Annotated in this window: 18 protein-coding genes; 12 read left to right on the forward strand and 6 right to left on the reverse strand. The window is 72.5% G+C overall.

Translation table 11 applies throughout. The annotated features are described in order from the left end of the window. Window position 1 precedes the first annotated feature (1 nt). The 3 genes from HHX41_RS07935 to HHX41_RS07945 all read left to right on the forward strand — a co-directional run bounded on the left by HHX41_RS07935 (window position 2) and on the right by HHX41_RS07945 (window position 2,598). The gene (locus HHX41_RS07935) at window positions 2-739 is read left to right on the forward strand and encodes an ABC transporter permease (protein WP_169985923.1); all 738 of its coding nucleotides are present in this window, start codon (window positions 2-4) and stop codon (window positions 737-739) included. Window positions 740-826: 87 nt separating this feature from the next. Beyond that, window positions 827-1,996, forward strand: a complete 1,170-nt coding sequence (locus HHX41_RS07940) for a sensor histidine kinase (RefSeq protein ID WP_182905410.1) — start codon at window positions 827-829, stop codon at window positions 1,994-1,996. Then, window positions 1,993-2,598, forward strand: a complete 606-nt coding sequence (locus HHX41_RS07945; RefSeq protein WP_182905411.1) for a response regulator transcription factor — start codon at window positions 1,993-1,995, stop codon at window positions 2,596-2,598. Before HHX41_RS07940 ends, HHX41_RS07945 begins: the two co-directional genes overlap by 4 nt. Before the next feature lie 21 nt (window positions 2,599-2,619). Here HHX41_RS07945 and HHX41_RS07950 read toward each other — a convergent pair whose 3' ends face one another. After that, on the reverse strand, window positions 2,620-3,921 hold the full coding sequence (locus tag HHX41_RS07950) for an EAL domain-containing protein (RefSeq protein WP_310741831.1): 1,302 nt from the start codon (window positions 3,919-3,921) through the stop codon (window positions 2,620-2,622). Window positions 3,922-4,039: 118 nt separating this feature from the next. Here HHX41_RS07950 and HHX41_RS07955 point away from each other — a divergent pair, with 118 nt between their 5' ends. The 5 genes from HHX41_RS07955 (at window position 4,040) to HHX41_RS07975 (ending at window position 9,989) form a co-directional block, all read left to right on the forward strand. Next, a complete protein-coding gene (locus tag HHX41_RS07955) occupies window positions 4,040-4,735 on the forward strand; it encodes an acVLRF1 family peptidyl-tRNA hydrolase (RefSeq protein ID WP_182905412.1) in 696 nt (231 codons plus the stop codon). A gap of 209 nt (window positions 4,736-4,944) precedes the next feature. Continuing rightward, window positions 4,945-6,543 carry an ABC-F family ATP-binding cassette domain-containing protein gene (locus tag HHX41_RS07960; RefSeq protein WP_169985915.1) on the forward strand — a complete coding sequence of 533 codons (1,599 nt, stop codon included), beginning with the start codon at window positions 4,945-4,947 and terminating at the stop codon, window positions 6,541-6,543. A gap of 115 nt (window positions 6,544-6,658) precedes the next feature. Further along, window positions 6,659-6,874 carry a helix-turn-helix domain-containing protein gene (locus HHX41_RS07965; protein ID WP_030507271.1) on the forward strand — a complete coding sequence of 72 codons (216 nt, stop codon included), beginning with the start codon at window positions 6,659-6,661 and terminating at the stop codon, window positions 6,872-6,874. A gap of 198 nt (window positions 6,875-7,072) precedes the next feature. Further along, complete coding sequence (locus HHX41_RS07970; RefSeq protein WP_169985913.1) at window positions 7,073-7,939, forward strand: enoyl-CoA hydratase/isomerase family protein; 867 nt, start codon at window positions 7,073-7,075, stop codon at window positions 7,937-7,939. A 163-nt stretch (window positions 7,940-8,102) separates the two neighbouring features. Beyond that, on the forward strand, window positions 8,103-9,989 hold the full coding sequence (locus tag HHX41_RS07975) for an ABC transporter ATP-binding protein (RefSeq protein ID WP_182905413.1): 1,887 nt from the start codon (window positions 8,103-8,105) through the stop codon (window positions 9,987-9,989). An 11-nt stretch (window positions 9,990-10,000) separates the two neighbouring features. On the opposite strand, the gene HHX41_RS07980 is transcribed toward HHX41_RS07975, so the two are convergent. Further along, entirely contained in the window at window positions 10,001-10,879 is an 879-nt protein-coding gene (locus HHX41_RS07980; RefSeq protein WP_169985908.1) for a sulfotransferase, read from the reverse strand. 31 nt (window positions 10,880-10,910) lie between these two features. On the opposite strand from HHX41_RS07980, the gene HHX41_RS07985 reads away from it, so the two are divergent. From HHX41_RS07985 to HHX41_RS07995, 3 genes are all read left to right on the forward strand, one after another. Beyond that, window positions 10,911-11,873 (forward strand): LD-carboxypeptidase, encoded by a 963-nt coding sequence (locus HHX41_RS07985; protein ID WP_169985906.1) that lies wholly within the window; start codon window positions 10,911-10,913, stop codon window positions 11,871-11,873. A gap of 44 nt (window positions 11,874-11,917) precedes the next feature. Beyond that, the gene (locus HHX41_RS07990) at window positions 11,918-12,823 is read left to right on the forward strand and encodes a hypothetical protein (RefSeq protein ID WP_259400779.1); all 906 of its coding nucleotides are present in this window, start codon (window positions 11,918-11,920) and stop codon (window positions 12,821-12,823) included. Between the two features lie 190 nt (window positions 12,824-13,013). Then, on the forward strand, window positions 13,014-13,901 hold the full coding sequence (locus tag HHX41_RS07995; protein WP_182905414.1) for a GNAT family N-acetyltransferase: 888 nt from the start codon (window positions 13,014-13,016) through the stop codon (window positions 13,899-13,901). On the opposite strand, the gene HHX41_RS08000 is transcribed toward HHX41_RS07995, so the two are convergent. From HHX41_RS08000 to HHX41_RS08010, 3 genes are all read right to left on the reverse strand, one after another. After that, complete coding sequence (locus HHX41_RS08000) at window positions 13,891-15,648, reverse strand: glycoside hydrolase family 15 protein (RefSeq protein ID WP_182905415.1); 1,758 nt, start codon at window positions 15,646-15,648, stop codon at window positions 13,891-13,893. The genes HHX41_RS07995 and HHX41_RS08000 overlap by 11 nt on opposite strands. Window positions 15,649-15,720: 72 nt before the next feature. Beyond that, window positions 15,721-17,511: a glycoside hydrolase family 15 protein gene (locus tag HHX41_RS08005; RefSeq protein ID WP_182905416.1), complete on the reverse strand. Its 1,791-nt coding sequence runs from the start codon at window positions 17,509-17,511 to the stop codon at window positions 15,721-15,723. A 152-nt stretch (window positions 17,512-17,663) separates the two neighbouring features. Then, window positions 17,664-18,335 (reverse strand): YitT family protein, encoded by a 672-nt coding sequence (locus HHX41_RS08010; RefSeq protein WP_169985898.1) that lies wholly within the window; start codon window positions 18,333-18,335, stop codon window positions 17,664-17,666. A 64-nt stretch (window positions 18,336-18,399) separates the two neighbouring features. Between HHX41_RS08010 and HHX41_RS08015 the strand changes: the two genes are divergently transcribed. Continuing rightward, a complete protein-coding gene (locus HHX41_RS08015) occupies window positions 18,400-19,821 on the forward strand; it encodes a PLP-dependent aminotransferase family protein (RefSeq protein ID WP_182905417.1) in 1,422 nt (473 codons plus the stop codon). A gap of 19 nt (window positions 19,822-19,840) precedes the next feature. Here the strand turns inward: HHX41_RS08015 and HHX41_RS08020 are convergent, their stop codons facing one another. Then, the gene (locus HHX41_RS08020; RefSeq protein ID WP_182905418.1) at window positions 19,841-21,349 is read right to left on the reverse strand and encodes a peptide MFS transporter; all 1,509 of its coding nucleotides are present in this window, start codon (window positions 21,347-21,349) and stop codon (window positions 19,841-19,843) included. Between the last annotated feature and the right edge of the window lie 101 nt (window positions 21,350-21,450).

Raw genomic sequence — 21,450 nt, forward strand, 5'->3', positions numbered from 1 at the left:
GATGCGGCACTACATCAAGGTCGAACTGCTGCGGATGCTGCGCAACAAGCGCTACGTCGTCTTCGTGGTCGCCTTTCCCGTCGGGTTCTACCTCCTCTACGCGAACCTCTGGGGGACGGAGTCCGACCAGGCGACCGGGCTGCGGGGCAGTGTCATGCTGATGGTCTCGATGGCGGCGTACGGCGCGCTGGCCGCCGCCATGATGTCGACGGCCGTGCCCTGGTCGCAGGAGCGGCACAGCGGCTGGCTGCGGCAGCTCCAGATCACCCCGCTGCCCGGCCGGGCGATCATCCTGACGAAGCTGGTCTCCTCGCTGCTGCTGGTCCTGCCGTCGCTGGTGCTGGTCGGCCTGGCCGCGGTGCTGACCCAGCACGTGTCGCTGCCGCCGGCGCGGTGGGCGGCGCTGATCCTGGCGATGTGGGCCGGCACGATCCCCTTCGCGGCGCTCGGCCTGGTGATCGGATCCCTGCTGCCGCCCGACACCGCGCAGCCCGTCGCGATGGTCGGCATGTTCGGGCTGGCCATGCTCGGCGGGCTCTGGCTCCCCGAGAGCATCATGCCCGCGGCCATGAAGAGCGTCGCCCACGTGACTCCGTCGTACGACTACGCGAGCATCGGGTGGCGGATCGCGGGGGGCGACGCCCCGCACCCGGCCCACGCGGCCGGCATCCTCGCCTGGGGGGTGGTGCTGGTGGCGCTGGCTCTCGTCGCCTACCGGCGCGCGACGACACGTGCATGACCGCACAGAACGCGACGACACGTGCATGATCGGACAGGGCGCCGCGACGCGCGCCTGATCCATCACGCCCGGGAAGGGACGAGCGGGATGAGCCGGCTGGCCAGAGTGTTCACCTTCGGCGGCACGGACGGGAGCGCCTCCCGGCTGAGGCGCCTGCTGGGCATGTCGCTCGGCCTGATCTACCTGTTCTACCCGGTGTCCGAGGTGGTCGACGGGACGGTGAGCGGCGCGCAGGCGGTCTGGCGGATGGCTGCGCTCGCGGCCTTCCTGACCGTCTACCTGGGAGTCGTGCTGGGGCCGCGCGACCACGACGACCACCCCCGGTGGATGTTCCCCCTGCTCGGCGTCGCCACGGCGATGGGGGTGATCTTCCCGCTGCTCTTCCGCAGCGGAGGCTGGCTGACCCTGCCGGTCTTCCTGGTGATCGTCTACGCGATGGGCCTGCCGCCGCGCCGCGCCCTGATCGGAATCGCGGCCATGGCCGCGCTCGTCGTCGTGCAAGGCGAGATCATCGGGGCGGACGACGGCGCGCCGTGGGTGCTCGTGCTGCAGGTCGTCACGCTCGGCGTGCTGTTCATGAGCGTCCGCAACACCCGCGTCCTCATCGTCCAGCTGCGGCAGGCGCAGGGCGAGGCGGCCCGCCTGGCCGCCACGGAGGAGCGGCTGCGGATCGCCCGCGACCTGCACGACCTGCTGGGGCACAGCCTCTCGCTCATCGTGCTCAAGAGCGAACTGGCCCGCCGCCTGGGCGAGCAGGGCTCGCCGAGGGCGGCCGCCGAGGTGGCCGACATCGAGTCGGTCGCGCGGCAGGCGCTGGCCCAGGTGCGCGAGGCGGTCAGCGGATACCGCCGGCGCCGCCTGTCGGAGGAGATCGACGGCGCCAGGTCCGCGCTGGCCGCCGCCGGCGTCGCCCTCGCCGTGCGCACCCGCGGCACCCCGCTGCCCGAGGACCTCGACGGCCTGTTCGCCTGGGCCGTGCGCGAGGCGACCACCAACGTCGTACGCCACTCCGGGGCCACCCGCTGCGAGATCGACCTGTCGTACGGCGAGGAGGGCGCGGTGCTGGAGATCGCCGACAACGGCGGGGGCGGGCCGTACGAGCCGGGCAACGGCCTGACCGGGCTCGGCGAGCGGGTGCGCGCGGCGGGCGGTGAGCTGGAGACCGAGGCCGGCAAGCGGGGGTTCCGGCTGCGGGCCGAGGTTCCGCCGCCCTCGGACCGTACGGCGGAGATGATCGCGGATAGGTTGGCCGAGTGATCAGGGTCGTGCTGGCGGAGGACCAGAGCATGGTGCGGGGAGCGCTCGCCTCCCTGCTCGGCCTGGAGCCCGACATCGAGGTGGTCGGAGAGGCGGCGAACGGGGACGAGGTGATCACCGTCGCCGAGGCGACCCGGCCGGACATCGCGCTGCTGGACATCGAGATGCCCGGCAGGGACGGGATCGCCGCCGCCGAGGAGTTGCGCCGCCGGGTCCCCGGATGCCGGGTGGTGATCCTCACGACCTTCGGCAGGCCCGGCTATCTGCGCCGCGCGATGGAGGCGGGGGCGGTGGCCTTCCTGGTGAAGGACAGCCCCGCGAGCGAACTGGCCGCCGCGATCAGGCGGGTGCTGCGGGGCGAGCGCGTGATCGACCCCGGCCTGGCCGCCGCCGCGCTCAGCGCCGGGCCGAACCCGCTGTCGCCGCGTGAGCGCGACGTGCTGTCCGCCGCGGCGGACGGCTCGACGATCGGCGACGTCGCGGCACGGCTGCACCTGTCGGAGGGCACGGTGCGCAACTACCTGTCCGCGGCCATCCACAAGACCGGGGCGCGCAACCGCATCGAGGCCGTCCGGAAGGCCCAGGCCCAGGGCTGGCTCTGACGCGCCCTCCGGATCCGCGCGTCAGCGGGCGGGCCGCAGGTCGGCGGCGTGCCGCAGCAGGTCGCCGACCCGGACCACGCCCATGCACCTGCCGACCTCGTCGACCACCACGAGGTCGTCGTACACGCGGGAGTTGTCCCGCCCCGCCACCTGCATGGCCGCGATCACCGGGGTCGTCTTCGCCACGATCTTCGCGGTGTCCGCCAGGCGGCCGGCCGGCTTCTTCGCGTGCAGCGCGTGGCCGTACGCCCCGGCCATGAAAAGCAGGAACCGGCTGCGGTCGATGCTGCCCTGGGGCCGCTGGTACTCGTCCACCAGGACCACGCTCGTGATCGAGGGCTCGGCGCTCAGCACGGCGACCACCTCCTCGGCGGTCGACTCGGCCGGCAGCGTCACCGCGGGAAGCAGGAGCTCCTGCACCCGGGGACCCAGCGCGGCCGTGGAGGCGGTGGCCTCCGGCACCGGCAGCGGCACGTGGACGCGGTTGTACCCGTGGGAGGGCCGCCAGTCGGACGGCGCGAGCAGAGGGCCCTGGGCGAGCCGGATGCCCCAGCCGCGTACCGCCGCCAGCTGCGTCTCGTCCCGCACGCCGGGGGCGAGCACGTGCGCGCCGACGCCGCGCGCCAGACGGACCAGCGACTCCGCGAGCGCCCCGCGCCGGGGGTCGCGCGGCCCTCGCGCCACCAGGTCGGCGGACAGCGCGACCACGTACGGCGAGGCGTCGGCGAGCAGATCGAGCGGCAGCGCGGCGGTGCCGAGCCCGGCGAACGCGATGAGGTAGCCCACCGCGCGCAGGCCGTCGATCCCGGACAGCAGGGCCGTGCGCTCCGCGGGCACCGGATCGCCCTCGATGGCGAGGATGACCTCGCGCGGGCGCCGGCCGCGCATCCGCATCGCCTCGTGCAGCGGCGCGAGGCCGGCCGACCCCCCGGCCACGGCGGCGGCGGGGATCGGCAGGACCAGCGGCAGCAGGGCCTCCTCCCGGGCGGCGGCCAGCACCCCGTTCACCGTGCCCGCCACGTCCGTGGCAGCGGGGGAGGCGCCCCCGGCGATCACCTCGACGGCCACCGCGCCGCCGGTGTCGAGGTCGACCACCGGAAGGAAGAGCGGGGCGGCCGGGCGCTCGGCGGGAAGGCCGGGCGCGTACGCGCGCTGGTCGTACGGCTGGGGGGAGGCCGCAGGGGTGTACCTCCGCACGAAGTTCGCCGGGTCGTGTTCCAGGACGGTGTCCGCGGGGAACGGGGTCGCCGGGGCCGGGCCGGGCGCCGGGACGTGCTGCGGGATCGCGGCGGACGGCGCCGCCGACGGTGAGGGGAGCGACACGATTGAATTGTGGGACGCCGGGCCCCGGACGTTGACGTTCGCAGGAGGAAATTCACCTATATTTCCCCGTTAGTTGGAGGGGATCCGGCAGACAACCGCACGGGTAGGCTGATCGGCCATGACGGCACGGCCCGCCGCCGGCGGCGGCAGGTGGATCCCGGTCGCCCCCGAGCGGCTCGCGGGGTGGATCGCGCGCTTCGCCGAGCGGCACGGCGCGGTCGAGGCCGTGGTGTTGCCGGACGTGGTCCGTCTCGACGCCGCGGACGGCGCGGTCGCGGAGTGCCACATGCCGTTCCCGCCGCTGCGGCCCTCCCCCGACGGTCCGGCCGGCGACGGGCATGAGGACGGGTTCCGCCTTCCCCCGCCCGCGGCGGCGCTGGTGGCCCACGTGTGCCGTGAGCGGACCGTCGGCGTGCTGCTGGCCCGGCTCGGCGGGTACGCCGCCGGTGTCTTCACCGGAGCCCGCCTCGTCGCCGGCAAGGTCGGCTCCCGCCAGGTCCACGGCCGCAGCGCGGCGGGCGGGTGGTCGCAGCAGCGCTTCGCCCGGCGCAGGGACAAGCAGTCGGCCGAGGCGCTGCGGGCCGCCGCCGACGTGGCCGCCCGGGTGCTCGTGCCGAGGATCGAGGAGTTGGATGCCGTCGTGCTCGGCGGGGACCGGCGCTCGATCGACGAGATCAGGCGGGACCGGCGCCTCGCGCCGCTGTTCGCCCTGGAGACCGGGCCCTTCCTCACCGTTCCCGACCCCAGGCTGGCGGTCCTGGAGGCCACGCCGGACCAGTTCCGCGCCGTACGGATCCGCCTGGTCGACCCCTGACCGGCGGCACGACGGGGCGGCCCGCGGAGTCCGGGGCGGCGGTGTGCGAGCGGCCGGTGGGCGGGGGCGTTCCGCGCCCCCCGGGGGCGGGTTTCGCCGCAGGCGGCCGTGGGGACGGCGGCATTACACTTGAGCCCATGCGCACTCCCGATTGATCGCTCCCGGCTGCCGATCCTGACCTCATCACCTACGGGAGTGTCCCCTTCATCATGATCATCGCTACCGACATCGAACTTCGCGCGGGCTCACGCCTGCTCATCGAGGGCGCCTCGTTCCGGGTGAACCCGGGCGACAAGATCGGTCTCGTCGGCCGCAACGGCGCCGGCAAGACCACCCTCACCAAGGTCCTGGCGGGAGAGGGCCTGCCCGCCGCGGGCACGGTCACGATCTCCGGCAGCGTCGGCTACCTGCCGCAGGACCCTCGCACCGGCGACCTGAGCGTGCTGGCGCGTGACCGCATCCTGTCGGCCCGCGGCCTCGACGAGGTGCTCCGCGAACTGCGCGAGGCCGAGGCCGGCATGGCCGCCGACGACCCGCGCGTACGCGACCGGGCGGTGCGCGCGTACGGCCGTCTCGAAGACCGCCTGCACGTCCTCGGCGGCTACGCGGCGGAGTCGGAGGCGGCCTCGATCGCCTCCAGCCTCGGGCTGCCCGACCGCGTCCTCGGCCAGCCGCTGCAGACCCTGTCCGGCGGTCAGCGACGGCGGGTGGAACTGGCCCGCATTCTTTTCTCCGGAGCGGAGACTCTCCTGCTCGACGAGCCTACAAACCACCTCGATGCGGACTCGATCGGCTGGCTTCGTGATTTTTTGCGCTCGCACCAGGGCGGCTTGGTGATCATCAGCCACGACGTAAACCTTCTTGAAGCGACGGTAAACCGGGTGCTCCACCTCGACGCCAACCGCTGCGTCATCGACACCTACAACGTCGGCTGGAAGGCCTACCTCGCCCAGCGGGAGACCGACGAGAAGCGGCGCAAGCGCGAGCGGGCCAACGCCGAGCGGCAGGCGTCCGCCCTGCTGTCCCAGGCCGACCGCATGCGGGCGAAGGCCACCAAGGCCAAGGCGGCGCAGGACATGGAGCGGCGCGCCCGGCGGCTGCTCTCGGGCGTCGAGGGAGAGCGCCGCTCCGACCGCGTCGCCAAGCTCCGCTTCCCCGACCCGGCGCCCTGCGGGAAGACCCCGCTGACGGCCCGCGGCCTGTCCAAGTCGTACGGCTCGCTAGAGGTGTTCACCGACGTCGACGCGGCGGTCGACCGGGGCTCGCGGATCGTCATCCTCGGCCTGAACGGCGCGGGCAAGACCACACTGCTCCGCCTGCTCGGCGGCATCGAGAAGCCCGACACCGGCGAGGTCATGCCCGGCCACGGGCTCAAGATCGGCTATTACGCGCAGGAGCACGAGACGCTCGATCCCGGGCGCACGGTCCTGGAGAACATGCGGTCGGCCGGACCCGACCTGGCCGACGTCGACCTGCGCAAGGTGCTGGGGTCGTTCCTGTTCACCGGCGACGACGTGGACAAGCCCGCAGGGGTCCTGTCCGGCGGGGAGAAGACCCGTCTCGCCCTTGCGACGCTGGTGCTGTCGAGCGCCAACGTGCTGCTGCTCGACGAGCCCACCAACAACCTCGATCCGGCCTCCCGTGATCAGGTGCTGACCGCGCTCGGCTCCTACACGGGCGCGATTGTGCTGGTCACGCACGACGAGGGCGCCGTCGAGGCGCTGAAGCCGGATAGGGTGATTCTGTTGCCAGACGGAGTCGAGGACGCATGGAGCGACGAATTTTCCGATCTTGTGGCGCTTGCCTGATCTTAATTTGAGCGGGTAGGGATCTTTTCCCGCGGAGTAGGTAGCCGATCCCGTCGAAATGACTGATCATGGGCTGAGGTAACGCTGCGGAAGTCTGGCACTACAGGAGGTACTCGTGGCCGAGACTCTGAAGAAGGGCACCCGGGTGACCGGGGCCGACCGGGAAAAACTGGCCGCCGATCTCAAGAAGCGCTATTCCGCGGGTGAGAGCATCCGCGCTCTGGCTGCTTCCACCGGCCGGTCGTACGGGTTCATCCACCGCATCCTTAGCGAGTCCGGGGTGACTCTGCGCGGGCGCGGCGGCGCGACCCGGGGCAAGTCCAAGCGCTAGGGATCCACCTCAAGACGCGCGACCGCAGCCGCTCGTTCCTGCAGGAGGAGCGGTCACGTCCAACTCGCCAGAACGATGTTCGGTAAGCTCGGGCGCGACCGCGAGATGAACAGGAGGGCGGACGCCGGCACGGACGGTGCGCCGCACCGGACCGGCCGTGCGAGGCGACGCCACTCCGCACAGGACGCAGGAGCAGGCATGGCGGAAGCGGCAATGGGGGGGAATTCGGAGCACGTCCCCGAGACGGGCGGCGGCTCCGATGTGTCGACGATCTCGGCGGCCGTGTCGGCCGAGGTCGGACTGCGCTTCGAGGTGGACGGCGAGATCGCGACCATCACTTTGGACCGGCCGGACAAGCGCAACGCGCAGACGTTCGCCACCTGGTCGGCCCTGGCCCGGATCGGGGAGACCCTTCCGGAGCAGGTGAGAGTGGTCGTGGTCAGAGGCGAGGGGCCGTCCTTCTCAGCCGGGATCGACCTGCGCATGTTCACGCCTGAGGGAGTGCCCGGACAGGGGTCGTTCGCGAGCGCCGCCGCGCTCGGCGACACCGAGTTCGAGCAGCGGATCGCGGAGGCCCAGAAGGGCTTCCTGTGGCTGCGCAGGCCGGAGATCGTGTCGATCGCGGCCGTGCAGGGCCACGCGATCGGGGCGGGCTTCCAGCTCGCGCTCGCGTGTGACCTGCGAGTCGTCGCCGACGACGTGAAGTTCTGCATGAAGGAGCCCGCGCTGGGGCTGGTTCCCGACCTGACCGGGACCAAGCCCCTGACCGATATCGTGGGCGTTCCCCGGGCCGTCGAGATGTGCCTTACCGCGCGCACCGTGGGGGCCGCCGAGGCCGTACGGCTCGGCCTGGCCGAGATCGCGGTGCCCGTGTCCGAGCTGGCCCAGGCCGTGGACGACCTGGCCGCCGCGCTGCTGTCCACCGACCGCGCCGCCGCGGCCGCCACCAAGAGGCTGCTGCTGGCCGCGCCGGGACGCACGCTGGAGGAGCAGGCCGCCGCGGAGCGGGCCGAGCAGGTCGCGCGCATCCGCGCGCTCTTCGGGGGCGTGTCCGCGCCGAACTGACGGGCGGTGTTCGCCTCGCGTCGACGGGCAGTGTTCGCCTGAACGGGCGGGCGGCGTTCGCGTGGAACTGACGGGCAGGAAGTGACGGGACTGTTCGCTTCGAGCTGACGGGGGAATCGGGGGAGTCCTCCCACCGCTGCACGGCTGGGAGGATGTACGGCATATGTCGATGATGAACGGGGGCTACGGTCTCCAGGTGATGCGGTCCTTACGGCGTGACAGCTCCGTGACGAAGGAGCGGCTCGCGCCGGGGATCGTCCGGCGCATCGCCGGCTACGCCCGGCCGTTCCGCAGGCAGATCGCCGGCTTTCTCGCGCTGGTCGTGGTCGACGCGGTCATCGTGGTCGCCAACCCGCTGCTGATGAAGGCGATCATCGACTACGGGATCACCCCCAAGCGGGTCGACGTGGTGGTCTGGCTCGCCGTGGCGATCGGGGCGCTCGCGGTGCTGGACGCCGGGCTCGGCCTGCTGCAGCGGTGGTACTCCGCCCGCATCGGCGAGGGCCTGATCTACAACCTGCGCACCGAGGTCTTCGACCACGTGCAGCGGATGCCGGTGGCGTTCTTCATGCGCGCCCAGACCGGCGCGCTGGTCTCCCGGCTGAACACCGACGTCATCGGGGCGCAGCGGGCCCTCACCAGCACGCTGTCGTCGGTGGTGTCCAACGTCATCAGCCTGGTCATGGTGCTCGGCACCATGCTCGTGCTGTCGTGGCAGGTCACGCTGGTCGCGCTGATCCTTTTGCCGATCTTCATCTTCCCGGCCAAGTGGGTCGGCCGCCGGATGTCCGCGCTGACCCGCGAGCAGATGCAGCTCGACGCCGAGATGAGCTCGGTGATGACCGAGCGGTTCAACGTGGCCGGGGCCATGGTCGCCAAGCTGTACGGCAGGCCGGACGACGAGGCGGCCCACTTCGCGGAGCGCGCGGGCCGGGTCCGCGACGTCGGCGTGATCGTCGCCATGTACGGCGCGGTGTTCCGCATCGCGCTCGGCCTGGTCGCCGCGCTGGCGACCGCGCTGGTCTACGGCCTCGGCGGCGTGCTCGCGATCTCCGGCGCCTTCGCGCTCGGCACCCTGGTCGCCCAGTCGTCCCTGCTCATGCGCCTGTACGGCCCGCTGACCAGCCTGTCGAACGTCCATGTGGACGTGATGACCGCGCTGGTGAGCTTCGACCGGGTCTTCGAGGTGCTCGACCTCAAGCCGATGGTGGCCGAGAAGCCGGACGCGCGGCCGATCCCCGAGGGGCCGGTCACGATCGAGTTCGACGACGTCCGCTTCCGTTACCCGGCCGCCTCCGACGTGTCGCTGGCGTCGCTGGAGTCGGTGGCCCGTCCGGACACCGGGCCCTCGCAGGAGGTGCTCAAGGGCGTGTCCTTCACCGCGCGTCCGGGCGAGCTGGTGGCGCTCGTCGGCCACTCGGGCGCGGGCAAGACGACCATCACCCAACTGGTGTCCCGGCTGTACGACGTGGACGAGGGGACCGTCCGGATCAACGGCGTGGACGTCCGCGACGCCACCCTCGACGGCATCAGGGACACGGTCGGCGTCGTCATGCAGGACGCCCACCTGTTCCACGACACGATCGGCAACAACCTCCGCTACGCCCGCCCCGAGGCGACCGACGAGGAGGTCTGGGAGGCGCTGCGCGCGGCCCAGATCGCCGACCTGGTGAAGAACCTGCCCGAGGAACTGGAGACGGTCGTCGGCGACCGCGGCTACCGGCTGTCGGGAGGGGAGAAGCAGCGCATCGCCCTCGCGCGGCTCCTGCTGAAGGCGCCGCGGGTGGTGGTTCTCGACGAGGCCACCGCCCACCTCGACTCCGAATCCGAGGCCGCGGTGCAGCAGGCGCTGAAGACCGCCCTGCGGGGGAGGACGTCGCTGGTGATCGCCCACCGGCTGTCGACCATCCGCGAGGCCGACACGATCCTGGTGGTCGAGGACGGCCGGGTCGCCGAACGCGGGCGCCACGAGGAACTGCTGGAGCGGGGCGGCGCCTACGCCGAGCTGTACCGCACCCAGTTCACCGGCTCGGACGCGGGCGGGTCCTGAGACGGCCCTCCTCAGCGGTAGCCGAGGCGGGTTAGCTCCTCCCTGGCCACCTTCTCCACCAGTTCGGCGTCCTCTGCCGACAGCCGCCGGCGCCAGCTTCCCGGCCTGGGAACGCTCGTGCCGTACAGCGCGATCGTGGAGACCTTGGCCTCGACGAAGGACGACACGGCGTCGATGGCCTCTCCCGGTGAGGCCACCATGTCCTCGTACCGCAGGGTGAGCAGGTGCTCGGCGGGCAGTTCGCGGCGCAGGGCCGCGCTGAGCCGCACGGCGCCGCGCCAGCGCAGGGCGCACTTGCCCGCGGGCGGCATCCCGGCCCAGCGCTCGCGGTGCTCGGCCGAGCGCACGCCGAGGAACGGGTTGGGAAACTCGGCGTCCTCGCTCAGCATGTGGGGCTTGACCCAGGTCATGCAGGCGGGGTCGGCCAGCATGTCGGCGACCACGTCACGGCCGTCGCGGATGATCTGGATGAGCCGGGCGTCGGGGAACGCCCGCAGCAGCACCGGCGTGCTGTAGAGCAGGTCGGGGCTGGCGTCGCCGAACCGGGACAGCGCGCCCGGCCCGACACACGGCCCCGCGCCGACGATGCCGCCCGCCTCCCGGCAGGCGGATGTGCACTCCGCGCACGCCGCCGGGACCACCTGCCAGGCCTCCGCCAGCACGTCGCGCAGCACCTGCGGCGCGCCGCCGCTACGGGCGATCGACGGTCTCCTGGCGAAGGCGTAGACGACCCGGGCCACCGGGCCCCTGCCCATGGTCACGTGGAAGCCGGGCGAGCGCTTGAGGGCACGGCCCAGCAGGTCCGCGCCGGAGTGCGGCGCCGCGACAACGAACACCGGACGGCGGACCTTGACACCGTTGACCACGAGGATGTGCGTCGGAGGTCGCATAGATACCGCTAAGTCTGACACCCTTTGAAGGGTGAGCGAGCGCTTCCGCGGCGGGGCGGGCGGTGACGCCTCGGTAACGGTCCCGGGCCTGCCCCGGCGGCTGCGGCCCGGTGACACGGTCGCGCTGGTCGCGCCGGCCGGGCCGGTCGATCCCGTACGGCTGGAGCGCGGCACCGAGGTCCTGACCGGGCTCGGGCTGCGGGTCGTGCACGGGGCGTCGATCCTCGCGCGGGAGGGTTACCTCGCCGGGTCCGACGCCGCACGGGCGGCCGACCTGCGGGACGCGTGGTGCGATCCCGGGGTGGCGGCGGTCGTCTGCGCCAGAGGCGGCTACGGCACCACCCGGCTGCTCGGATTGCTCGACTGGGACGCGATGGCGGCGGCCGGGCCGAAGATCCTGCTCGGGTCGAGCGACATCACCGCGCTGCACCGGGCCTTCGCCGACCGGCTCGGCCTGGCTACGCTGTTCGGGCCGATGCCGGCCACCGCGGTGATCGGCGGCCCGGAGGAGCCGGAGCCGGTCACCTTCGCCCACCTGCGGGAGGCCCTGTTCGAGGGCGGCACACCCGCGCCGATCAAGGGTGACCGGGTGATCGTGCCGGGCCGGGCCGAGGGCCGGCTCACCGGCGGTAACCTCGCCTTGCTCGCCGCCCTGTGCGGCACGCCGTACGCGCTGCGCGCGCGGGGCCGTGTCGTACTGCTGGAGGACGTGACCGAGGAGCCGTACCGGATCGACCGCATGGTGACGCAACTGCTGCAGGCGGGCTGTCTCGACGGCGCGGCGGGCATCGTGCTGGGATCGTGGGTGGACTGCGGCGACCCGCTGCCCATGCTGGCCGAACGCCTGGCCCCGCTGGGTGTGCCGGTGCTGGCGGGGCTGCCTGTGGGCCATGGCACACCACAGATGAGTGTGTGGTTGGAGACGAATGTGGCTATTGTTGCCGAATCGTGTTCTCTCCTGGGCATGTTCCGCGACTCGGACGCGGCAACCTGAGACCCGCCCCGGAGGCATCCGGGCGGTGGCGAAGGGATGGTGCGTTGGGACTCTTGCGGCGACTGCTCAGCCGGACGCGGCCGGATCATCCCGCTCCGAGAGCCGTCGAGGACGTCGATCTCGACTCGCTGCTGGCCCTGGTCGCCGAGACCATGGGCTACACCTGCGTGTTCGCGGCCGACGGCACGTCGCTGACGTTGACCTCGCCCGAGCGTGAGCGGGTGGTGAACCTCGTCGGCCTGCGCCGGGAGGCCGGTCGCCGTGCCCGCGAGGACTGGCCGATGCTGGTCTCCGAGCACCTGGCGCACGCCGTGTCCGGCGAGCCGTTCGACGCCTGCAACCTCACGCCGATCAAGCCGCTGCTGCGCACCCGGGTCCACGCCGCCGACGACCCCGCCTTCCCCGATCCCTCCCGGATCATCGGCCGTCACCTCAGCGCCGACCTCATCGAGGTGCTGACCATCGGCGCCCGGCCCGTACGCCCGGAGGAGGCGTTCTGCTGGCCGATCCCGCCGGCGGAGGCGCTCGACGTGGCCATCGGCAATGCCCTGTCCGACGAGCGGCCCACCGTGTCGCGGCTCGACCTCGCCGGGACCGAGGTGTCGCTGCTGACCGCGCCCAGCGCGGCGGCCCACCTGCGCCGCCTGGCGGCGTACATGGAGGTGCCCGAGGACGGCATGCTCGCCGTGCTGCCGCACCGGGGCATGGTCGCGGTGCACCCGGTGGCCGGCATCGGCGTGGTCCGCGCGATCGAGCGCCTGCGCATCTTCGCGCACCGTGAGCACGCGGGCCGGCCCGACGGGCTCAGCCCGCACGTGTACTGGTGGCGCCGGGGCAAGCTGACGCGTATCCAGGCCGACCTCATCAGCCACGACGGACAGACCCGGCTGGTCGTCGCCCCGCCGCCCGAGTTCGCCCGGCTGCTCGCCCGCATCGCCGGCCAGTCGTAGTCCGCGCCCGAAGCCGCCGCCCTGAGCCGCCGCTCTGAGCCGCCGCTCTGAGCCGCGCGTCCGGTGCCGCCGCCCTGAGCCGCCGCCCTGAGCCGCGCGTCCGGTGCCGCGCCGCGGCGCGGCCGCGAGGTCTGACTCCGCGCGGAAAACCGGGTGCGAAGGGGACGCCCGCCGGGTGAGACTGGCCGGCATGACGACCGTGCCCTTCGGCCGCAGGCCGTACGCCGGAGCCGAGGATTTGCGGGAGATGCAGGATCTCGCCGAGCGGCTGTGGACGCCCGGGGCGACCTGGCACGTCGGCGATCTGGCGTGGGAACGCTTCCAGCACCCGGGCGGGGAACACGAGTGGCCCGCCATGCTCTGGGACGTGGACTGCGGGACCGCGGCCTGGGGATGGGCCGATTCCGGGCAGCTGAACCTGCTGGCCGATCCCGCGCAGGTCCTCCTGGCCGACGAGGTCCTGGACTGGTTCGCCGCGCAGGTGCCGGACCCGGCCCGTACGGTCACGGTCTCCAGCGCGGAGACGCACCTGTTCCCCGCGCTCGGCCGGCACGGCTATCGGCGTACGGACGAGGGGCCCTTCTTCCTGCACATGGTCATGGACCTGGATCACGGCCTGCCCGAGCCGATCCCGCCCGCCGGATACCGCCTGCGTGCGGTGGGCGACGGTGACGTCGCCGCCCGTGTCGCGGCGCATCGCGCGGCGTTCCATCCGTCGCGGGTGACGGAGGAGAGCTACCAGGCGGTACGGCGGGCCTGGCCGTACCGGCCGGATCTGGACTGGATCGCCGAGGCGCCGGACGGGAGCGCCGCCGCGTTCTGCCTGGTCTGGCTGGACGAGGTCAACCAAGCCGCCCGGATCGAACCGGCGGGCACCGTGCCGGGTCACCGGCGGCGTGGCCTCGCGCGTGCCGTCTGCCTGGCCGCGCTGCACGCGGCGCGGCGGGCGGGTGCACGGCGGGCGGTGGTCAGCCCACGTGGCGACGACGCCTACCCGGTGCCCGCCCGGCTGTACCGGTCGCTCGGATTCCGTGCCTGCGCAAGGAGTCTGGGCTACCGCGCAGCGGTCAGCGGCTGAGGGCCATAGCGGTGCGGATCAGGTGGATGTGGGTGAAGGCTTGGGGGAAGTTGCCGAGTTGGCGGCCTGTTCTGGGGTCGTATTCCTCGGCGAGGAGGCCGACGTCGTTGGCGAGGTGGATGAGGCGTTCGAAGAGTTGGACGGCGTCGTCGTGGCGGCCGGTGAGGGCGCGGGCTTCGGCGAGCCAGAAGCTGCAGGCGAGGAAGGCGCCTTCGCCGCCTGGTAGGCCGTCGACGGGGTTGTCTTCGGCGATGGGGTAGCGCAGGACGAAGCCGTCGGTCATGAGTTCGCGTTCGACGGCGGTGATGGTGCCGGTGACGCGGGGGTCGTCGGGGGGGAGGAAGCCGACGATGGGGATCTGCAGGAGGGCGGCGTCCAGTTCGTGTGAGCCGTAGGACTGGGTGAAGGTGTTGCGTTCGGGGTCGTAGCCTTTGTCGCAGACCTCGGCGTGGATGCGGTCGCGCAGCGCGCGCCAGCGCTCCACGTCGCCGTGCCGGCCCAGCTCCTCGATGATGCGGACCATGCGGTCGGCCGCGACCCAGGCCATGACCTTCGAGTGGACGAAGTGGCGGCGGGGGCCGCGTACCTCCCACAGTCCCTCGTCGGGCTGGTCCCAGTTGTGCTCGAAGAACTCCATGATCTTCGTGACCAGGGCCCAGGCGTGGTCGTCGGGTCCCATGCCCTGCTTGCGCGCCCGGTAGAGGGCGTCGACGAACTCCCCGTAGATGTCGAGCTGCAGCTGGTTCGCCGCGCCGTTGCCGATCCGCACGGGCGCCGAGTTCTCGTAGCCGGGCAGCCAGTCGAGCGTCATCTCCGGCAGCCGGCGCTCGCCGGCCACGCCGTACAGGACCTGTACGTCCTCGGGGCGGCCCGCGATGGCGCGCAGCAGCCAGGAACGCCAGGCGTCCGCCTCCTCGACGTACCCGGAACCGGTCAGCGCGTCGAGGGTCATCGCCGCGTCGCGCAGCCAGCAGTAGCGGTAGTCCCAGTTGCGCACGCCGCCCAGGTGCTCGGGCAGCGACGTGGTCGGCGCGGCCACGATGCCGCCGGTCGGGCTGTAGGTCAGCGCCTTGAGCGTGATGAGCGAGCGGACCACGGCGTCGCGCCACGGACCCCGGTGGCCGCACCGGGAGACCCACTCCTCCCACAGGAGCCTGGTCTCGGTGAGCTGCTCCAGCGGGTCGATCCGCTCCGGCTCCGGCTGGTGGGAGGGGTGCCAGGTGAACACGAACGGCAGCCGCTCCCCGGCGGCGACGGTGAACGTCGCCTCGTGCCGGTAGTCGCTTCCGCGCAGATGGACGGGGGAGTGGATCCAGACCGAGTCGGGGCCGCCGACGGCGTGCAGGTGCCCGTCGGTGCGCCGCACCCAGGGGACGATGCGGCCGTAGTCGAAGCGGATGCGGATCTCCGTCGTCATCTCCACGGTCCCGGACAGGCCCTCCACCACGCGTACGAGGTCGGGGTTGGCGTGCCGGGGCGGCATGAAGTCGATCACCTTGACCACGCCCGTGGGCGTCTCCCAGAAGGTCTCCAGGATCAGCGTGTCCTCGACGTACGCGCGGCGTGTGGCCTGCTCGTGTCCCACGGGGGCCAGGCGCCAGAAGCCGTTGGACTCGTCGCCGAGCAGGCGGGTGAAGCAGGAGGGGGAGTCGAAACGCGGCAGACACAGCCAGTCGATCGAGCCGTTCCGCCCGATCAGGGCGGCCGACTGCATGTCGCCCACGAGGGCGTAGTCCTCGATCCGCATGCCGTCACGCTACCCGCGGATGCGGTTCTTCTCATCCGTGACCGGGAGACGGCGGGGCCGTCGCGGACCCCGTCAGGAACCGGCTCGGGCCGCCATGATCCTGTTCGTGCCGCTCAGCGCCTGGGCGGTGTGGATCAGGTGGACGTGGGTGAAGGCTTGGGGGAAGTTGCCGAGTTGGCGGCCTGTTCTGGGGTCGTATTCCTCGGCGAGGAGGCCGACGTCGTTGGCGAGGTGGATGAGGCGTTCGAAGAGTTGGACGGCGTCGTCGTGGCGGCCGGTGAGGGCGCGGGCTTCGGCGAGCCAGAAGCTGCAGGCGAGGAAGGCGCCTTCGCCGCCGGGTAGGCCGTCGACGGGGTTGTCTTCGGCGATGGGGTAGCGCAGGACGAAGCCGTCGGTCATGAGTTCGCGTTCGACGGCGGTGATGGTGCCGGTGACGCGGGGGTCGTCGGGGGGGAGGAAGCCGACGATGGGGATCTGCAGGAGGGCGGCGTCCAGTTCGTGTGAGCCGTAGGACTGGGTGAAGGTGTTGCGTTCGGGGTCGTAGCCTTTGTCGCAGACCTCGGCGTGGATGCGGTCGCGCAGCGCGCGCCAGCGCTCCACGTCGCCGTGCCGGCCCAGCTCCTCGATGATGCGGACCATGCGGTCGGCCGCGACCCAGGCCATGACCTTCGAGTGGACGAAGTGGCGGCGAGGGCCGCGCACCTCCCACAGTCCCTCGTCGGGCTGGTCCCAGTTGTGCTCGAGGAACTCGGCGCCCTTCACCAGCAGCGACCAGGTGTAGTCGTCGGGCGGCATGCCCCGCTTACGCGCCCGGTAGAGGGCGTTGACCACCTGGCCGTAGACGTCGAGCTGGAACTGGCCGGCGGCGCCGTTGCCGATCCGCACGGGCGCCGAGTTCTCGTAGCCGGGCAGCCAGTCGAGCGTCATCTCCGGCAGCCGGCGCTCGCCGGCCACGCCGTACATGATCTGGTGGTCCTCGGGACGGCCCGCGATGGCGCGCAGCAGCCACACGCGCCAGGCGTCCGCCTCCTCGACGTATCCGGCCCGCAGGAGCGCGTCGAGGGTCATCGCCGCGTCGCGCAGCCAGCAGTAGCGGTAGTCCCAGTTGCGCACGCCGCCCAGGTGCTCGGGCAGCGACGTGGTCGGCGCCGCGACGATGCCGCCGGTCGGGCTGTAGGTCAGCGCCTTGAGCGTGATGAGCGAGCGGACCACGGCGTCGCGCCACGGACCCCGGTAGCCGCACCGGGAGACCCAGTGCCGCCACGCGTCGACGGTCAGGCCGAGCTCGGCGAGGGGGTCGATGGCCGGGGGCTGCGGCTGGTGGGAGGGGTGCCAGGTGAACACGAACGGCAGCCGCTCCCCGGCGGCGACGGTGAACGTCGCCTCGTGCCGGTAGTCGCCGCCGTGCAGCGGGATGGGCGAGTGGATCCAGACCGAGTCGGGGCCGCCGACGGCGTGCAGATGGGCGCCCGTCCGGCGTACCCACGGCACGATCCGCCCGTAGTCGAAGCGGATGCGGATCTCCGTCGTCATCTCCACGGTCCCGGACAGGCCCTCCACCACGCGGACCAGGTCGGGGTTGCCGGAACGGACGGGCATGAAGTCGACCACCCTGACCGTCCCCGTGGGCGTCTCCCAGACGGTCTCCAGCACGAGTGAGTCCTCGAGATACGCCCGCCGGGCGGCCGTGTCCCGTCCCGCGGCGGCCAGCCGCCAGGAACCGTTGGACTCGTCGCCGAGCAGACGGGCGAAGCAGGAGGGGGAGTCGAACCGCGGCAGGCACAGCCAGTCGATCGAGCCGTTCCGCCCGATCAGGGCGGCCGACTGCGTGTCGCCGATCAGCGCGTAGTCCTCGATCCGCACGCGCTCACCTCCCCTCACGCCGTACGGCGTGTCCCCTCAGCGCCGGGCGTGGGCCTCCTTCCCGGGCGGCGGTCCGGCGCCGGCGTGGCGGTGGGTCATCACGGCCACCCCGGCCGCCCCGGCGACCAGGCCCTCCCACAGCGCTCGCCTCATCATGCAGGCTTCGTACCCGGTGGCCGGGCGGTGTCCCCGGCGGGAGCCCACACCTTCATGAAGACCTGCGTCGCCGGGCCGATCGTCAGGGCGAACACGACCGTGCCGATGCCGACCGTGCCGCCGAGCAGCCAGCCCACGGCGAGCACGGTGATCTCGACGACCGTGCGGGCGACCCGGATCGACAGGCCGAGCCGGTTGAGGCCCGTCATCAGGCCGTCACGCGGCCCCGGGCCGAAGCCCGCGTGGATGTAGAGCCCGGAGGCGGCGGCGATGGCGAGGATGCCGCCCAGGAGGAAGGCCCACTGCACCGGCCAGGCCGCCGGCGCGGGGACCAGAGCCATCACGCCGTCGGCGCTGGTGCCGACCACCAGGACGTTGCTGATCGTGCCGAGGCCGGGCCGCTGCCGCAGGGGGATCCACAGCAGCAGCACCAGCGCGCCCACCAAGTTGATGCACAGGCCGATCGACCACCCGGTGCGCACCGACATGCCCTGGTGGAAGACCTCCCAGGGGTCGAGGCCGAGCCCGGACCTGACGAGCAGCGCGATGCCTCCGCCGTAGAGCACGAGGCCGGCGTAGAGGCGGACGAGCCGCAGCGGGAGCGAGCGGGGGCGGGGGAGGGACAAGCGGGAGCGAGCGGGGGTGGGGGAGGTGGAGAGTTCGGTCATAGTCGACCCATCGTGCAGGCCGGCGGGGTTGCGAGGAAAGGGCCAATCAGAGAAATTGGCCTTCATGGATCGGTATCTCAGCGCTCCCCAGCTCGCCCGGCTCGTCCGGGTGCCGTCCGACGCCCGGCCCTACTACCGGGCGCTCGCGGAGGCGGTGCGCGGCCTGGTCCTCGACGGGCGGCTCGCCGTCGGAGTGCGCGTGCCGGCCGAGCGGCACCTGGCCGAGGCGCTGTGCGTGAGCCGCACCACCGTGACCGCGGCGTACGACCGGCTGCGCGAGCAGGGCTACCTGGAGAGCAGGCAGGGATCCGGCAGCCGCACAGCCCTGCCCGACGCCGGTGCGCTCGGGACCGACAACCCGTGGCTCGCGTCCGACGACGACGGGCTGCTGCCGCTGCACGCGGCCGCGCCCCCGGCGACCGCCCTGCTCGGCGAGGCCCTGGAGGAGGCGGGCCGGGCCTACCACCGGTACGCGCTGGGCATGGGCTACCACCCGGCCGGGCTCGCGCCGCTGCGGGAGGCGATCGCCCGCAGGTACGGCGAGCGGGGGCTGCCCACCCGGCCCGAGCAGATCCTCGTCACGGCCGGGGCCCAGCATGCCGTCCACCTGCTGATGTCCGCGTTCGCCGAGCCGGGCGGCGCGGTGCTGGTCGAGTCGCCGACCTACCCGCACGCGATCGACGCGGCGCGGCTGCGGGGAGCCCGCCTGGTTCCGGTGGGCGTCCAGGAGGACGGCTGGCATCTCGACCTGGTGAGCTGTGCGATGCGGCAGTCGGCGGCCCGCCTCGCCTACGTCATCCCCGACTTCCAGAACCCGACAGGACACCTGATGTCCGACGCCGATCGCGGCGCGCTGGTGGACGCGGCCCGCCGGCACGGGGTCACGCTGATCGCCGACGAGAGCTGGGCCGAGATCGCGCTGGACGACACGGCCCGCGCGGCGCCGCTGGCCGCGTTCGACACCGACGGCCGGGTGATCAGCGTGGGGTCGGCCTCGAAGCTGTGGTGGGGTGGCCTGCGGGTCGGCTGGATCCGGGGGAGCGCCGCGACGGTGCGCCGCCTGGCCAGGCTCCGCGCCGCCGTCGACATCGCGGGCGGGGTGTTCGAGCAGCTCGTGGTGGCGCGCCTGTTCGAGCGGATCGAGGAGGCGCGCGCCGAGCGCCGCCGTGGGCTCGGCGCGTCGTGCGCGGCACTCGCCGCGGTCCTGCGCGAGGAGCTGCCGGGCTGGGCGTTCACGGTGCCGCGCGGCGGAGGCTCGCTGTGGGTGCGGCTGGACGGGCCGGTGGCGGACGCGGTCGCCGCGGCCGCCGCCGCCCGAGGCGTGCGGCTGGCGCCGGGACCGTGGTTCGGCGTGGACGGCGCGCTGGAGCGGTATCTGCGGCTGCCGTTCACGCAGCCGCCGGCCGTGCTGGAGGAGGCGGTGCGCCGCATCGCCCGCGATCCCGCCGGCTACCGGCCGCGCGAGCCGCTCACGCCGATCCTCTGACCGATCCGCTGACCGGTCTTCAGCTGGGCGCGGGCACGGGCGGCATGTGGTCGTGCTCGGCCATCAGCACGCGGAGTTTGCGGACGAACACCAGCATGACGAGCCCCGCCGCGATCGCGGCGAGCGCGAGGGTGAGGTAGTACGCGGGCATCGGCACGATCTTGGTCAGCCGGTAGGCCTGGCCGCCGACGGAGTCGCCGAGGGCCATGGAGAGGAACCACAGGCCCATGAGCTGGTTCTCGAACGCCCGGGGGGCGAGCTTGTTGGTGACCGACAGCCCGGCCGGGCTGAGGAACAGCTCCCCGACGGTCTGGATGAGGTAGACCGACAGCAGCCACATGACCGAGACCTTCACGCCGCCCGAGGCGATGCCCGCGGCGACCGACATGACGACGAAGCTCAGCCCGACGACCACCAGGCCGACCGCGAACTTGAGCGGCGTGCTGATCCGGGTGCCGGCCTTGAGGAACATCTGCGCGAAGAAGGGGGCGACGAGGATGATCGCGAGCGAGTTGACGTTGCCCACCCAACCCGGCGGGATCGTGAAGCCGAGCACGTTCAGGTCGGTGTCGTGCTTGGCGAACAGCAGCAGCGCGCTGCCGGCCTGGTCGTAGACGAGCCAGAACATCGCGGCGGCGAGGAACAGCCACACGTAGGCGCGCAGCCCGGCGCGCTCCTCCGCGGTGACCTCGTGGGAGGAGAACAGGAAGGCGAAGTACGCGACCGGTACGACCGCCGTGACGATCGTGAGCACGAGGGCGAAACGGTCCACGGTCAGCGTGCCGCTGAGCGCCCACAGGGACAGCGCGGCCGATCCGGCGGCGAGCCCGACGCCCGCGACGAGCTTGAAGCGCCGCTGCTCCTCGGGTGTGAGCCGGTGGTCCGGCTCCTCGCCGGCGCCGCACAGGGTCGCCCGCCCCCTGATGTACTGCGCCAGGCCGATGGCCATGCCGACCGCCGCCGCCCCGAAGGCGAGGTGCCAGCGGCCGCCCGTCTGGAGCCAGGGCACGACCATGATGCCGAGGAAGGCGCCCAGGTTGATGCCCATGTAGAAGATCGTGTAGCCGGAGTCGCGCCGGGCGTCGTCCTCGTGCCGGTACAGCTCGCCCACCAGCGCCGACATGTTCGGCTTGAGCAGCCCGCTGCCCAGCGCGATCAGCACGAGACCGAGCCAGACGAACCCCCCGGCCATGGGCATCGCCATGCTGACGTGGCCGCCCATGATGATCAGGGCGCCGGCCAGCACGGTCCTGCGCGCGCCGAGCAGCCGGTCGGCCAGCCATCCGCCCACGAGGGCGAGCAGGTAGACCGAGGCGATGTAGACGCCGTAGACGCCGACGGCGGTCGTCTCGGGCAGGCCCATGCCGCCGCGCGCGACGGGCGCCGTCAGGAACAGCACGAGGACGGCGCGCATGCCGTAGTAGCTGAAGCGCTCCCACATCTCCGTGCCGAACAGCGTGGCCAGCCCCCGTGGATGGCCGAAGAAGGTCCGCTCTCCCACCGGCGGACCCGATCTTCCGGATGCCATGCGTTCTCCCCCCGGTCACGCATCGTTCTCGTACCTTACCTGCCTTGATGTCTTATTTGTCCGATTAAGATTGCCTCGCATATCACATCCGGCCGCGCTTC

It is taken from the genome of Microbispora sp. H13382, from assembly GCF_014161445.1.
Classification (GTDB): Bacteria; Actinomycetota; Actinomycetes; order Streptosporangiales; family Streptosporangiaceae; genus Microbispora.